Source organism: Halomonas halodenitrificans DSM 735 (genome assembly GCF_000620045.1).
Classification (GTDB): Bacteria; Pseudomonadota; Gammaproteobacteria; order Pseudomonadales; family Halomonadaceae; genus Halomonas; species Halomonas halodenitrificans.
Map to the genome: position 1 here is coordinate 80,143 of NZ_JHVH01000002.1, position 13,978 is coordinate 94,120.

Sequence of the window (13,978 nt, forward strand, 5' to 3'; positions counted from 1 at the left end):
CTCGTCTTGGTACCGCCACCCCCCTGCGCCATACTGGCCCTATTCATACTCTCGACCGGAAACCGACCCCATGAGCGAACGTGCGCTGAAGATCGGCGTGGTGATGGATCCCATCGTGGACATCACCTACAAGAAGGATTCTTCCCTGGCCCTGCTGTGGGCCGCCCGGGATCGCGGCGCCTCGCTGCACTACCTGGAACCCGGTGACATCTTCCTGCGCGACGGCCGCGCCTTCGGCCGCATGTGCGATCTCGAGGTGCATCGCGATCCCGGCCACTGGTTCGACCTGGGGGAGCCGGAGCCGCGGCCCCTGGGGGAGCTAGATGTGATCCTGATGCGTCAGGACCCGCCGGTGGATACCGACTTCCTCAATGCCGTATATCTGCTGGGATTCGCCGAGCGAGAGGGTGTGCTGGTGGTCAACCCCACCCGGGCACTGCTCGAGTGCAACGAGAAGCTCTTCGCCCAGCAGTTCCCGCAGTGCTGTGCGCCAACGCTGGTCTCCTGCAGCGACACCGAGTTGCGTGCCTTCCACGCCGAACACGGCGATGTCATCTTCAAGCCGCTGGACGGCATGGGCGGCAGCGGTATCTTCCACCTCGGGCCCGAGGGGCGCAATCTGGGCGCGGTGATCGAGACCCTCACCGAACGTGGTCGGCGCCAGATCATGGCCCAGCGCTATCTGCCCGAGATCAAGGACGGCGACACTCGTATCCTGCTGGTGGATGGCGAGCCGGTGCCTTATGGCCTGGCCCGTGTGCCCATGGCCGGTGAGACCCGCGGTAACCTGGCCGCCGGTGGCAACGGGATAAGCCGTGAGCTGACCGAGCGAGATCATTGGCTGATCGGCCAGGTGCAGCCGATGATTCGTGAGAAAGGGTTGTTGTTTGTGGGCCTCGATGTAATCGGTGACTACATTACCGAGATCAACGTGACCAGCCCCACCTGCGTGCGCGAGATCGATGATCAACGTGGTACCGATATCGCCGGCCTGCTGATGGATGCCATCGAGCGTCGCCTGGCGACGATGCGAGGCTAGGCGCGCGAGCCGCCGTCCTCTTCGGGGTCAGCGGCGCATGGGGGTGGAGGTTGGCCGCCATGGCGGGTGGCGTCGGGCGGAGATGGTACAATCGTCTGGACATTCCGAACTCGACCGGGCCGCGCTGGATACCGTCCACGGTGCCGGCCCGTATCGCCCCTTCGATGCGGGCCTGGGCAACCTGGACGCATTCTTCATGGTCCGCGCCTGTTGAGTCGGCCAAGGCAATAATTTCGGCGTGCGCTAGAACCGCCGGGGAGTCTCATGCAATCCGTGGAAAACTTCGGCCTGAAAGATCACTTCCTGCTGGCAATGCCGCACCAGGAAGATCCCAATTTCGCCGGCACGCTCGGCTATCTGTGTGACCATGACGAGAAGGGCACCATGGGCGTCATCGTCAATCGCCCCCTCGAACTGACCCTGGAGGCGCTGTTCGAGCAGCTCGACCTCGGCGGCGAGGAGAGCCCGCATCGCAATGCGCCGGTCTACTTCGGCGGTCCGGTGCACAAGGATCGCGGCTTTATCCTGCACCGTGGCGACAGCGCCGACTGGGACTCCAGTATCCAGGTTACCGATGAAGTCGCCCTGACCACCTCCATGGATATGCTCCAGGCACTGGCCGCCGGCCAGGGTCCCGAGCACTTCCTGGTATGCCTGGGCTGTGCCGGCTGGGAGTCGGGCCAGCTCGAGACCGAGCTGCTCGATAACGCCTGGCTCACCGTGGAAGGACGCAGCGATATTCTCTTCGAGGAGCCGCCCGAGCAGCGACTGGGTGCCGCCGCCGGTGTTCTCGGCGTTGACCTCAACCTGATGACTCGCGAGGCGGGACACTCATGAATCGGGGGCGCTGATGGCCAGACAGGGTGAGCGATTGATCCTGGGGTTCGACTTCGGCACCCGACGCATCGGTGTGGCGGTCGGCAACGAACTGCTGGGCAGTGCCCGGGAGCTCGATCCCTTGCCGGCTCGGGAGGGCATTCCCGACTGGGGGCAGGTGGAACGCCTGGTGAAGGAGTGGCAGCCCGACCTCTTCGTGGTAGGCCTGCCGCTCACGGCGGCGGGCGAAGAGCAGGAAATGAGCACCCGCGCCCGCAAGTTTGGCAAGCGCCTGTTTGGTCGTTACGGGGTGCCCTGCGAGATGATCGATGAACGGGGCTCCACCGGTGAGGCCAAGGTGATCGCCCGGGAGCGCGGCCATCGCGGCAGCTGGCGCGACGAGGGCGTCGATGGCATCAGTGCGGTACTGATCGTCGAGCGCTGGTTCGTCGCCCGGGAAGGGCTGCCCGGGCGTTGAGGCCTCAGGCGGCGTCGCCGTGCTTGAAGTCGCCCACCGAGACACCGGCGAACTTTTCCAGGAAAAATACCAGGGTGGCGGGATGGCGGAAGTGCTCCTCGAAGGCCTCTCGCTCGGCGCGACGGCGTCGCGTCACGCTGGCGTGGTAGCCGTCGTCGGCCCTGATCACGGTGACCCGCGATTCGCGCTCTTCATCATGGATCCTGGCCTGTAGCGGGCCTTCTCTCTCATCCAGTAGTTTCTCCAGCTGCCGTGCGGCCTCCAGCTCCTCGGGCGTGGCCCAGAGTGCCTGATCGCGGTCGCCGTAGCGATAGAGTATCACGACCAGCAGCAGCGAGAAGATCGTGCTGACCAGCATCCAGGTGAGCAGTTCGCCGGGCAGGGACATGCTGAACACCGCCCACAGCTGCGCCAGGGCCGCCACCGCCAGTACCGCCGCCAGCGGTCGCCACAGGCGCGGGTTCATGAAGCCGCGCCTGAGGATATAGCCCCAGAGTCCAACCACCGCCACGGCTCCCAGGGCCAGCTGGACCAGTGAGAGTGCGGTGCCGCCGCCGGCCAGCAGGGCAATGGCCCCAATCAGCAGCAGCAAGGTGTAGAAGAGTGCCAGGAGCCGGTAGGCGCGGTGAAGGTTCATGTCGAGGTGCCTCATGCCGCCAGAGAGGAAGGTTTCCCTCAGCATAGGCGAGGACGCCAGAACTGCGCGTTGCCTACAGCGCCGGGTCGTCAACGCCCAGGCGCGGCGGCACGAACCAGCGTACCGGACGCATCTCCCTTTCGATCAGCCCGTCCACCTCGAGCAGGGTGGCGAAGATCGCCATGCGCACCGGAATGCCGTTGTCGGTCTGGCGGAATACCGCCAGGCGTGGGTCACCGTTGAGGTCGACGTCGAGGTCGTTGGCCTCGGGGCGACTATCGCGGGGCAGCGGGTGCATGACCAGGGTGTCGCGCCCGCAGCGGGCGTCGAGGAAGGCGCGGTCCACGGTGAAGTCGCGTGACAGGCTGAAGCCCTCGCTCATCTCGGCGGTAAAGCGCTCCTTCTGGATTCGAGTGGTGTAGAGCACGTCCACATCGGCATAGTCATGGGCCAGGCTATCGCGCTGCTCGACGCGATGGCCGCGGGAGGTCACCAGGTCGATCAGATGGCTGGGCATCTCCAGCCCCGGAGGCGCCACCAGGGTGATGCGCATGGGCGCATGGAGTGACAGCAGCTTGATCAGCGAATGCACGGTACGCCCGTACTTGAGGTCGCCGGTCATCAGCACATGGGCGCCGGAGAGCCCCTTGCCCAGCCGGGTAAACTCCTTGTCGATCGTATAGAGGTCGAGCAGTGCCTGGCTGGGGTGCTCGCCGGGTCCGTCGCCGCCGTTGATCACCGGCACGTGAGTGGCGGCGGCGAATTCCGCCACCGAGCCGAGTTCCGGATGGCGCATCACGATGGCGTCGCAGTAGCCGCTCATCACGCGGCTGGTGTCGTAGAGCGACTCGCCCTTGGCCATGGACGAGAAGGTGAATCCGGTGGTATCGCAGACGCTGCCACCCAGGCGGCAGAAGGCGGCGTGGAAGCTGACCCGCGTACGAGTGCTGGCCTCGAAGAAGAGGTTGCCGAGCACGGCCCCTTCCAGCACGCGGGTAACCTGGCGTCGCTGGGCGATGGGTTCCATGCGGGCGGCTACCCGCATCAGATGGTCGACATCGTCGCGGGACAGGGAATCGACAGAGAGCAGGTGGTGACTCATCGGCGTGGCCTTGGCTGGGGCGAATGGATGGCCGCTAGTGTAGCGCCGAGGGCGGCCGAGCTCATCGGTTGTTGCATCAGTTGTTGTGAGTCGTTTTATAAACGACGGCGTCTTCCAGGTCCCGCTGGTAATTATTGCGCCTGCGGAGTGTGCCCGCCCAGCTGGGCGGTAATCTCGGTGGCGGTGTCGCGCACCAGGGCCCCCAGCTCCAGCAGGCGTGCCTCGGGGATGCGCGCTACCGGTCCTGAGACCGAGATGGCGGCCAGCGGCGTGCCATGCTCATCGTGGATGCAGGCGGCCACGCAGTGCAGGCCGATGGCGTGTTCTTCGCGGTCGCAGGCGAAGCCTTGCCGACGAACCTCCGCGAGCCCCTCGCGTAGGGTCTCGATGGTGTGCAAGGTGTTCTCGGTGACCTGTGGCAGACCACGCTCCTGGATAATGCGTTCGAGTTCGTCCTCGGATAACCAGGCCATCAGGGCCTTGCCCACGCCGGAAGCGTGCAGCGGAGCGCGGGAGCCGAGACGCGTGATCATGCGCATCATCTGCGGCGATTCGCTCTGGGCGAGGAATACCGCAGTGCCGTCATCGCGGATGCCGAGGTTGGCGGTCTCGCCGGTATGGGCGGTCAGGCGTCGCAGGAAGGGACGGCTGGAAGCGACGAAGTCACGCGCTTCCAGGAAGCTGTTGCCGATGCGGAAGGTCTTGACGTCGATCTTCCAGACGCCGATTTCGTTATCCTGGGTGATGAACCCCTGACTCTGCAGCGCCTGCAGCAGGCGGTGGGTGGTGGAGGGGGCCAGGTCGGCCTGTTCGGCGAGCTCCGAGAGCGCCAGGCCCCCGGGGTGCCCGGCCAGGCGCTCCAGAAGGTTGAGGCCGCGAACCAGCGACTGACTATGGCCGCCGCTGGCCTTGCCCGACCCCGCGGGGCGCCCCGCGGTCCTGCGCTTGACTTCACTCACCCTGCTGCTCCTTATGCCATGGCTTCGCAGGCACAGCATACCCTGTCGGCAGGCACCTGTCGCGTCTTCGGAAATCACTTCCACTAACTCTTTTCGGGGCTTCCGGGATCAGCGATCCTGCCATACGGGGCGGCGTTTCTCGATAAAGGCGTCGATGCCTTCGGCGACGTCTTCGGCCAGCATGTTGTCGGCCATCACATCGCCGGAGAAGGCGTAGGCTTCGTCCAGGGGCATGTGCAGCTGGCGCTGGAACATCGCCTTTCCGGTGCGCACCGCCACCGCACTCTTGGCGCAGATGCTGCCGGTGAGGTCGGCGACGGCTTCGTCGAGCCGCTCATCGTCGGCGACGCGATTGATCAGTGCCCAGTCGCGGGCGGTGTCGGCATCGATGAATTCACCGGTTAGCAGCATCTCCACGGCGCGCTTGCGGGCCACATTGCGTGACAGTGCCACCGCCGGGGTGGAGCAGAACAGCCCGGCGTTGATACCCGAGACGGCGAAGCGTGCCGAGCGGGCGGCCACGGCCAGGTCACAGCTCGCTACCAGCTGGCAGCCTGCGGCGGTGGCGATGCCTTGTACCCGGGCGATCACCGGCACCGGCAGATCGACGATGGCCTGCATCACGCCGGCGCAGCGGGCGAAGAGGTCCTGGAAGTAGGCCTTGTCGTCCTGGGTGCGCATCTGCTTGAGGTCGTGACCGGCGCAGAAGGCGCGGCCCTCGGCGGCTATCACCACGCAGCGTACGCTACCGTCATCGGCGAGTCGTTCGAGCTCTCCCCCCAGTGCTTCGAGCATTTCCTCGGAGAGGGCATTGAAGCTTCCCGGACGGTTGAGGGTCAGGGTGGCCAAGCCGCCGATATCGTGGCGCAGTACCGCCGGGGTCATCTCGCTCATGGGAGTCTCCTGATTGTTGTTTGGGCTGGTCTTGGATGCCACAGCCTAGCGCACCGGGCCGCGCTCATGCATTGCGACCTTGGAAGCTTTCCATTGGGCCTGAACGCAAGCCGCCGCGTCGGTGAGACGCGGCGGCGAGAGCTGCAGTGCTGGTCAGTCGTGGCGGTATCAGGCGTCCTGTCCGCCGTCGGCATACAGCACCCGAACCTTCAGGGTATGCGCCACCTGGCGCAGGGCATTCAGTGCCTGGGGGCCATAGGCCTTGTCGACGTCGATCACCACGTAGCCGACCTTGTCGTTGGTCTGCAGGTACTGGCCGGCGATATTGATGCTGTTTTCCGAGAGCACGCGGTTGATCTCCGACATGACGCCCGGAACGTTCTCGTGGATATGCAGCAGGCGGTGCTTGCCCGGGTGAGAGGGCAGTGCCACCTCGGGGAAGTTCACCGAGGTGACGGTGGTGCCGTTATCCGAATAGGTCGTCAGCTTTTCGGACACCTCGATGCCGATATTTTCCTGCGCCTCCAGGGTGGAACCGCCGATATGGGGAGTCAGGATGACGTTGGCCAGGCCGCGCAGCGGGCTCTCGAACTCTTCCTCGTTGCCCTTGGGCTCCACCGGGAAGACGTCCACGGCGGCACCGTTGAGGCGCCCCTCACGAATCGCCTCGGCCAGGGGTTCGATCACCACCACGCTGCCCCGGGAGGCGTTGATCAGGATGGCCCCCGGCTTCATCGCGGCGATCTGTTCTGCGCCGATCATCCAGCGGGTGGAGGGCAGGTCGGGGACATGCAGACTGACCACATCGGCCTTCGACAACAGCTCCTCGAGGTTGCCTACCTGACGGGCGTTGCCCATGCCCAGCTTGGCGACCACATCATAGTAGATGACGTCGAAGCCCAGCGATTCGGCGAGGACCGAGAGCTGGGAACCGATGCTGCCATAGCCGACGATACCCAGGGTCTTGTTGCGCGCTTCATGGGAATTCTTGGCGCTCTTCAGCCAGCCGCCCTGATGGGCACGGGCACTCTTTTCGGGAATGCCGCGCAGCAGCATGATGGCCTCGGCCAGCACCAGCTCGGCCACCGAGCGGGTATTGGAGTAGGGCGCGTTGAACACCGGAATGCCGCGTACCAGGGCGGCCCCGAGGTCGACCTGGTTGGTGCCGATGCAGAAACAGCCCACGGCCACCAGTTTCTCGGCGGCGGCGAAGACCCGCTCATTGAGCTGGGTGCGCGAACGAATGCCGATAAAGTGCACATCGCGGATCTTCTCGATCAGTGCGGCTTCATCCAGTGACGTTGGCAGGTGCTCGATATTCGAGTACCCGGCGTTGCGAAGATTATCCACCGCGGTCTGGTGGATGCCCTCGAGCAGCAGGATCTTGATCTTGCTCTTGTCCAGGGACGTTTTGGCCATGGTTGCGTCAACCCCTTCCGGCGCGAGCCGCATGCTGTGTCAGAAACTGGTGAGGCGCTTACTCTAACACAGCCGGGGACCCGGCCAGCATGAAAATGCTGCGCTGCTACATGAGCGGAATGCAAGTTTTCGCTACGGCTTTGCCCCGGCAGGCAGTGGGGCAGACGACCCCCCCCGGGGGAGCGTGTATACTGTCGCCCTTTGAGTGATCTCTTCCTGACTTTCAGAGGCGGTTAAGGAGCAGCATGGCAGAGCGTAACGAGCGGCCCCGGACGCCGCAGGCCGATGGCGCCGCTTCCGGAGATTTCGCCGCTACCGTCGAACGGCTCGAGGGGCTGGTGGCGCGGCTGGAGTCCGGCGAACTGTCGCTGGAAGACTCCCTGGCCGCCTTCGAGGAAGGGGTTCGGCTGACCCGTGATGCTCAGCATCGCCTCGACGAGGCGGAGCTCAAGGTGCGCACCCTGACCGAGGGCGCGCAGGGTGGCATGGCGCTCGAGCCTTTCGTTCCCGCGTCGGAGGATGACAGTGAACGCTGACGATCTGCCGGCGGCGCTGGCCAAGGATAGCGCGCGCGTGGATGCGTGCCTGGAGACGCTGTTCGCCGAGCGCGTCGCCCCGGCCCCGCGCCTGGAAGCCGCCATGCGCCATGGCGTACTGGTAGGAGGCAAGCGGCTGCGCCCGGTGCTGGTGTATGCCGCCGGCCGCGCCCTCGGCGCCGACGAGGTCAGCCTCGATGCGCCGGCGATGGCCATCGAGCTGATTCATGCCTACTCGCTGGTCCACGATGACCTCCCGGCCATGGACGACGATGACCTGCGCCGCGGGCAGCCTACCGTGCACCGCGCCTATGACGAGGCCACGGCGATCCTCGCCGGCGATGCCCTGCAGTCCCTGGCCTTCGAAGTGCTCGCCCAATCTCGACACCCGCGCCTGGCGGCAATGATCGCCGGCCTCGCCGAGGCCGGGGGGCGCGACGGCATGGTGGCCGGCCAGTCGCTGGACCTCGATGCCGTGGGCGGCCACTCTGATGCCGCGGCCCTGGCGACCATGCATGCCCACAAGACCGGGGCGCTGATCCGCGCCGCGGTACGCCTGGGCGGGCTGGCCGCGGTGCCCGAGGATGACTCGCGCCTGGCCGCCCTGGACGCTTACGCCCGGGCCATCGGCCTGGCCTTTCAGATCCACGACGACGTACTCGATGTGATCGGCGACACTGCTACCCTGGGGAAGGCCTCGGGAGCCGATGCCGTCCGCGACAAGCCCACCTATCCGAGCCTGCTGGGTCTCGATGGGGCCCGCATCCGGGCGGCGAGTCTGGTGGATGAAGCTGTTGCCGCCCTGGCGCCGCTGGGCGAGCGTGCTCGCCCGCTGATGGCGCTAGCCCGATACACGATCGAGCGTGACCACTGACACGACAGATGCCCACATGAAGCTGTTCGATGATATCCCCGTCGAGCGACCGGCCACGCCGCTGCTCGACACCCTGGACACCCCGGCGGCGCTGCGCGCCATGTCCACCGCGCAGCTGGCACAGGTGGCCGATGAGCTGCGCGCCTACCTGCTCTACAGTGTGGGAGTCTCCGGAGGGCACTTCGGGGCCGGCCTCGGCGTCGTGGAGCTCACCGTGGCTCTGCACCAGGTGCTGGAGACGCCCCATGACCGTCTGGTGTGGGACGTGGGTCACCAGGCCTATCCCCACAAGATTCTCACCGGGCGCCGCGAGGCGATGCGCAATATCCGCCATTACGGTGGGCTGGCCGCCTTTCCGCGCCGCGCCGAGTCGGAGTACGACACCTTCGGCGTGGGCCACTCCAGCACCTCCCTCTCGGCGGCACTGGGCATGGCACTGGCCGCTCGCACCCGTGGCGAGCAGCGCCGAGTATGTGCGGTGATCGGCGACGGGGCCCTGACCGCGGGGATGGCCTTCGAGGCCCTGGCCCATGCCGGCCACGTCAATGCCAATCTGCTGGTCGTGCTCAACGACAACGAGATGTCGATCTCGGAGAACGTTGGCGGCATGGCCAGTTACCTGGCGCGCATCCTGACCAGCAAGCCCTATACCACCATGCGCGAGGGCGGCAAGAAGGTGCTGTCGCACCTGCCCGGTGCGCTGGAGCTGGCACGCCGCACCGAGGAGCACATGAAGGGCATGGTCAGCCCGGCCACCCTGTTCGAGGAGATGGGCTTCAACTATATCGGGCCCATCGACGGTCATGACCTGCCGCTATTGCTGCAGACCCTGCGCAACATGCGTGACCTGGAGGGGCCGCAGTTCCTGCATATCAAGACCTGCAAGGGCAAGGGCTTCCTGCCCGCCGAAGCCGACCCCATCGGCTATCACGCCATTACCAAGCTGGAGAAGGGCGAGTCGAGCAACGCCGCCACGCCACCACTCAAACCGTCCGCCCCGGGCAGCCGCGACGCGACTCCTGAGCCGTCCCCGACGCCGCGCAAGTATTGCGGCGTCTTCGGCGACTGGTTATGCGACATGGCCGGCGCCGATGAGCGCTTGATTGGCATCACCCCGGCCATGCGCGAGGGCTCGGACATGGTGCGCTTCTCGCAGACCTATCCCGAGCGCTATTTCGATGTGGCCATCGCCGAGCAGCATGCGGTGACCCTGGCGGCGGGCATGGCCTGCGAGGCCATGAAGCCGGTGGTGGCGATCTACTCCACCTTCCTGCAGCGGGGCTACGATCAGCTGATCCACGATGTGGCGGTGCAGGCGCTGGATGTCACCTTCGCCATCGACCGCGCCGGCCTGGTGGGCGAGGACGGCCCGACCCACCACGGCAGCCTCGACCTCTCCTATCTGCGCTGCGTGCCCGGCATGGTCGTGCTGGCCCCGGCCGATGAGGCGGAGTGCCGGCTGATGCTCAGCGCGGCCTACCACCATCCCGGCCCGGCGGCGGTGCGTTATCCCCGCGGTACCGGGCCCGGCACCGAGGTCCCCGCCCACCTGGAGCCCGTTCCCATCGGCCAGGCACAGGTGCGTCGCGAGAGCGGTGCCGAGGCGGGTCGGCGCGTGGCCCTGCTGGCATTCGGTAGCCTCAATACGCCCGCCGCCGACGTGGCGGCGAGGCTCGATGCCGGCCATCTCAACATGCGCTCGGTCAAGCCCCTGGACCGCGAGGCGGTGCTGGCGGCGGCCGCCGGCCATGATCTGCTGGTCACCCTGGAAGAAAATGTGCTGGCCGGAGGCGCCGGCAGCGCCGTCAACGACCTGTTGGCCGCCGAGGGCGTCAGCAGCGAGGTGCTCAACCTGGGGTTGCCCGACGCCTTCGTCGAGCACGGCAAGCCAGCCGAGCTGCTGGCCGAGTGCGGCCTGGATGCCGATGGCATCGAGGCCGCCATCCGGCGTCGCCTGGCGGCCGCCGATAACCATCATATTGAGGAGGCTCGCTGATGTGGATCGTCGTTCTGATCGGCGCCGGACTGGGGTTCATGATCGGTGGGCCCGTGGGGGGACTCATTGGCGGCGGGCTTGGCTACTGGCTCGTCGCGCGCCTGCGTCGCAGCATGCTGGGCAAGCTGGCCGCCACTCAGACGCAGTTTCTCTCATCGACCTTTGCGGTCATGGGCTGTTTGTGCAAGGCCGATGGCCAGGTCACCGAAGATGAACTGGACGCCTCGCGTCAGCTGTGGGAACGCCTGCGCCTGAACGAAACCCAACGGGCCCGGGCCCGGGCCGATTTCAACCGCGGCAAGGCGGCGGATTTCGACCTGGATGCCGAGCTGGCGAAGGTGCGTGCCCTGCTGGGTAGCCAGCCCGCCCTGCGCCAGGTGTTCTTGCAGGTGCAGCTGGCGGCGATCGCCGCCGACGGCCGGCTGCATCCCGCCGAGCGCGAGATGCTGATGCGGGTGGTACGGGGACTGGGCTGCTCCGAGGCGGAGATCGCCCAGGTCGAAGCCATGCTGCATGGCGCCGGTGAACAGGCCGGTGGCGGCGCGTCCAGCGGCCCCACCCTGGCCGATGCCTATCGGGTGCTGGGGGTCGAGGAAGATGCCAGTGACGCCGAGGTCAAGAAGGCCTACCGCCGCCTGATGAGTCAGAATCACCCCGACAAGCTCGCCTCCAAGGGGCTGCCCGAGAGCATGCGCGAGGTCGCGCGGGAGCGCACCAGCGAGATCGGCAATGCCTATGAGCGCATCCGCAAGGCACGCGAGACGGCCTGAACGCTCGCCAGGGCGTTCCCCTTTCAACAAGAAACCGCACAAGAATTACCAGGAGAGCCGTTACCATGACGTTCGGTGCCTTTTCCCTGTTACCCCCCCTGCTGGCGATAGTGCTGGCCCTGGTGACGCGTAACGTGATTCCGGCCCTCTTCTGTGGCGTCTGGCTGGGTGCCACCATGTTGGCGGGCGGCAATCCGGCGGCCGGGCTCTATGACACCTTCGATACCTTTATCATCCCCAGCGTGGGGGATGAATGGAGCGTGACGGTACTGATCTACTGTGGCCTCTTCGGTGTGCTGATCGGTGTGCTGGAGCGTTCGGGCGGTGCCCAGGCCATTGCCCGCTGGATTTCGGACCGGGTAGGGTCGCGGCGCGGTGCCCAGGGCGCCACCATGGGACTCGGGGTGCTGATCTTCTTCGAGGACTACTTCAATGCGCTGACCGTAGGCAGCGTGATGCGCCCGATTACCGACAAGATGAAGGTTTCCCGAGAGAAGCTCGCCTATATTGTCGACTCCACCTCGGCGCCGATGTGTCTGCTCGGGCCGGTATCCACCTGGGTCGTTTTCGTGATGGGGCTGATCGGCACGCAGCTGGTCGAGATGGGGGTCAGCGGTTCCGAATATCTGATCTATCTCTCGACCATTCCGCTGAACTTCTATGCCTGGCTGGCGCTGGGGTTGATTGCCTTTCTGGTGATTACCCAGTGGGACTTTGGCCCCATGGCCACCGCCGAGCGGCGGGCGCGTACCCGCGGCGAGGTGATGGCCCCGGGTGCCATGCCCCCCTCCGAGACCCATGTCGACGGCATCGAGGCGGTGAGCGAAGAGCATGCGCGCAAGCGCAACATGCTGGTGCCGATTGGCGTGCTGCTGGTGATGATTCCGCCGCTGTTCCTGTGGACCGGCGACTTTCCCGACAACGACCTGATCACCGCCGTCGGGAATGCCAAGGGGGGTCTGTCGATACTACTGGCCACGCTGGTGGCGGTGGCCGTGGGCCTGACCATGGGCATGATGCAGAAGCTGTTCGATTTCCGCGGGGCCATGGATATCGTGGTCGACGGCATCAAGAGCATGACCCTGGTCTACATCATCCTGACACTGGCCTGGTCGATCGGCAGCGTGACCTCGGAGCTGGGCACGGCGGGTTATCTGGTGACGCTGGCCGAGGCCAGCCTGTCGCCCAGCCTGGTGCCGGTATTGCTGTTCGCGATCGGGGCGGTGGTGGCGTTTACCACGGGGACTTCCTATGGCACCTTCGCGATCATGATCCCCATCGCCATGCCGGTCGCCACGGCCATGGACCTGCCGCTGGCGTTGACCATCGCGGCGGTGTTGAGTGGCGGCATCTTCGGTGATCACTGCTCGCCCATTTCCGACACCACCATCCTTACCTCGGCCGGGTCCTCCTGTGACCATATCGATCATGTGCGCACCCAGCTGCCCTATGCCCTTACCGCCGGCAGTGCAGGCGTGGTTGCCTTCTTCGTCGCGGGGCTGACGGGGAGTGCCCTGCTGGGCGGGGCCAGTGGGGTGGTCGTGCTGCTGACCATCGCCATCGCGCTCAGGCTGCTATGGGGCGCGCCCCGGGAGCGGACGGTGGAAGTGGACTGAGGCGTCCGACGAGCCATGGATATCCGAGACGCCCCCGGCATGCCGGGGGCGTCTCGGATTCAGGCTCGCTGCACGGAGGGGCCCGCCAGGCGGCGGCTCAGGATTCGGAGGGCTTGGGTTTGGGCTCGAGGTGCACATCCTCGACCTGGGTGAAGTCGCCCAGCGCCATCATGTGCCCGAGCTTGCCGGCCTTGGTCGAGAGGTAGTGCTCATTATGGGGGTTGAGGCCGGTGGTCAGCGGCACGCGCTCCGCGACACCGACGCCGGCCTGGGTCAGGGCATCGACCTTGCGCGGATTGTTGGTCATCAGGCGCAGTGACGCGATGCCCAGTTGCTCGAGCATCGGTACGCAGAGGTCGTAGCGGCGCAGGTCGGCGGCGAACCCCAGCTGTTCGTTGGCCTCGACGGTATCGGCACCCTGGTCCTGCAGGTGGTAGGCGCGAATCTTGTTGAGCAGCCCGATGCCGCGCCCTTCCTGACGCAGGTAGAGTAGAATTCCACGCCCCTCCTCGGCGATCCGCTTGAGGGCTTCCTGCAGCTGATAGCCGCAATCACAGCGCATGGAGAAGAGGGCGTCACCGGTCAGGCACTCCGAGTGTACCCTGCCCAGCACTGGCTCGCCGTCGGCCACGTCGCCCAGCGTCAGGGCGATATGGTCCTTGCCGGTGGCCTCGTCTTCGAAGCCATGCATGGTAAAGGTGGCCCAGGGGGTGGGCAGCCGGGAGGCGGCGATAAAGCGAATCGTCACGGGTTACCTCGATATCAGGCCGCGGGCGGCCCCGCAGAATAGGGCAGTATTCTATCAGGAAGGAGGGCGCGGCTCACGACCGGGGCGCAAGCAT

15 protein-coding genes are annotated in these 13,978 nt (G+C 66.1%); 9 read left to right on the forward strand and 6 right to left on the reverse strand.

The features are described 5' to 3' along the window. Nucleotides 1-70: 70 nt before the first annotated feature. Genes gshB through ruvX form a run of 4 tightly spaced genes read left to right on the forward strand, consistent with a single transcriptional unit; the run spans nucleotide 71 to nucleotide 2,333 of the window. A complete protein-coding gene (gshB, locus tag Q358_RS0102245) occupies nucleotides 71-1,039 on the forward strand; it encodes a glutathione synthase (protein WP_027960550.1) in 969 nt (322 codons plus the stop codon). Beyond that, nucleotides 1,002-1,253 carry an energy transducer TonB family protein gene (locus tag Q358_RS18115; RefSeq protein ID WP_084286413.1) on the forward strand — a complete coding sequence of 84 codons (252 nt, stop codon included), beginning with the start codon at nucleotides 1,002-1,004 and terminating at the stop codon, nucleotides 1,251-1,253. The genes gshB and Q358_RS18115 overlap by 38 nt, the downstream gene beginning before the upstream one ends. 50 nt (nucleotides 1,254-1,303) lie before the next feature. After that, nucleotides 1,304-1,876 (forward strand): YqgE/AlgH family protein, encoded by a 573-nt coding sequence (locus Q358_RS0102255; protein WP_027960551.1) that lies wholly within the window; start codon nucleotides 1,304-1,306, stop codon nucleotides 1,874-1,876. A gap of 13 nt (nucleotides 1,877-1,889) precedes the next feature. Further along, the gene (ruvX, locus tag Q358_RS0102260) at nucleotides 1,890-2,333 is read left to right on the forward strand and encodes a Holliday junction resolvase RuvX (RefSeq protein WP_027960552.1); all 444 of its coding nucleotides are present in this window, start codon (nucleotides 1,890-1,892) and stop codon (nucleotides 2,331-2,333) included. 4 nt (nucleotides 2,334-2,337) lie between these two features. Here the strand turns inward: ruvX and Q358_RS0102265 are convergent, their stop codons facing one another. From Q358_RS0102265 to serA, 5 genes are all read right to left on the reverse strand, one after another. Further along, nucleotides 2,338-2,970, reverse strand: coding sequence for a hypothetical protein (locus tag Q358_RS0102265; protein WP_027960553.1), 633 nt, complete (start codon nucleotides 2,968-2,970; stop codon nucleotides 2,338-2,340). A 73-nt stretch (nucleotides 2,971-3,043) separates the two neighbouring features. Then, a complete protein-coding gene (gene pyrB / locus Q358_RS0102270; RefSeq protein WP_027960554.1) occupies nucleotides 3,044-4,072 on the reverse strand; it encodes an aspartate carbamoyltransferase in 1,029 nt (342 codons plus the stop codon). A 131-nt stretch (nucleotides 4,073-4,203) separates the two neighbouring features. Next, the gene (locus Q358_RS0102275) at nucleotides 4,204-5,031 is read right to left on the reverse strand and encodes an IclR family transcriptional regulator (protein ID WP_027960555.1); all 828 of its coding nucleotides are present in this window, start codon (nucleotides 5,029-5,031) and stop codon (nucleotides 4,204-4,206) included. A gap of 108 nt (nucleotides 5,032-5,139) precedes the next feature. Continuing rightward, nucleotides 5,140-5,925 (reverse strand): enoyl-CoA hydratase, encoded by a 786-nt coding sequence (locus tag Q358_RS0102280; RefSeq protein ID WP_027960556.1) that lies wholly within the window; start codon nucleotides 5,923-5,925, stop codon nucleotides 5,140-5,142. Nucleotides 5,926-6,093: 168 nt separating this feature from the next. Next, entirely contained in the window at nucleotides 6,094-7,344 is a 1,251-nt protein-coding gene (gene serA, locus Q358_RS0102285) for a phosphoglycerate dehydrogenase (RefSeq protein WP_027960557.1), read from the reverse strand. 245 nt (nucleotides 7,345-7,589) lie between these two features. Here serA and Q358_RS0102290 point away from each other — a divergent pair, with 245 nt between their 5' ends. The 5 genes from Q358_RS0102290 (at nucleotide 7,590) to Q358_RS0102310 (ending at nucleotide 13,136) form a co-directional block, all read left to right on the forward strand. Further along, entirely contained in the window at nucleotides 7,590-7,880 is a 291-nt protein-coding gene (locus tag Q358_RS0102290; protein ID WP_027960558.1) for an exodeoxyribonuclease VII small subunit, read from the forward strand. Beyond that, nucleotides 7,864-8,754, forward strand: coding sequence for a (2E,6E)-farnesyl diphosphate synthase (ispA, locus tag Q358_RS0102295; RefSeq protein ID WP_051530137.1), 891 nt, complete (start codon nucleotides 7,864-7,866; stop codon nucleotides 8,752-8,754). The genes Q358_RS0102290 and ispA overlap by 17 nt, the downstream gene beginning before the upstream one ends. A gap of 16 nt (nucleotides 8,755-8,770) precedes the next feature. After that, nucleotides 8,771-10,750, forward strand: a complete 1,980-nt coding sequence (dxs, locus tag Q358_RS0102300; protein ID WP_027960560.1) for a 1-deoxy-D-xylulose-5-phosphate synthase — start codon at nucleotides 8,771-8,773, stop codon at nucleotides 10,748-10,750. Beyond that, nucleotides 10,750-11,520 (forward strand): co-chaperone DjlA, encoded by a 771-nt coding sequence (gene djlA, locus Q358_RS0102305; protein WP_027960561.1) that lies wholly within the window; start codon nucleotides 10,750-10,752, stop codon nucleotides 11,518-11,520. Before dxs ends, djlA begins: the two co-directional genes overlap by 1 nt. A gap of 65 nt (nucleotides 11,521-11,585) precedes the next feature. Continuing rightward, nucleotides 11,586-13,136 carry a Na+/H+ antiporter NhaC family protein gene (locus Q358_RS0102310; RefSeq protein WP_027960562.1) on the forward strand — a complete coding sequence of 517 codons (1,551 nt, stop codon included), beginning with the start codon at nucleotides 11,586-11,588 and terminating at the stop codon, nucleotides 13,134-13,136. Nucleotides 13,137-13,233: 97 nt separating this feature from the next. On the opposite strand, the gene ribA is transcribed toward Q358_RS0102310, so the two are convergent. After that, a complete protein-coding gene (gene ribA / locus Q358_RS0102315; RefSeq protein WP_027960563.1) occupies nucleotides 13,234-13,884 on the reverse strand; it encodes a GTP cyclohydrolase II in 651 nt (216 codons plus the stop codon). Between the last annotated feature and the right edge of the window lie 94 nt (nucleotides 13,885-13,978).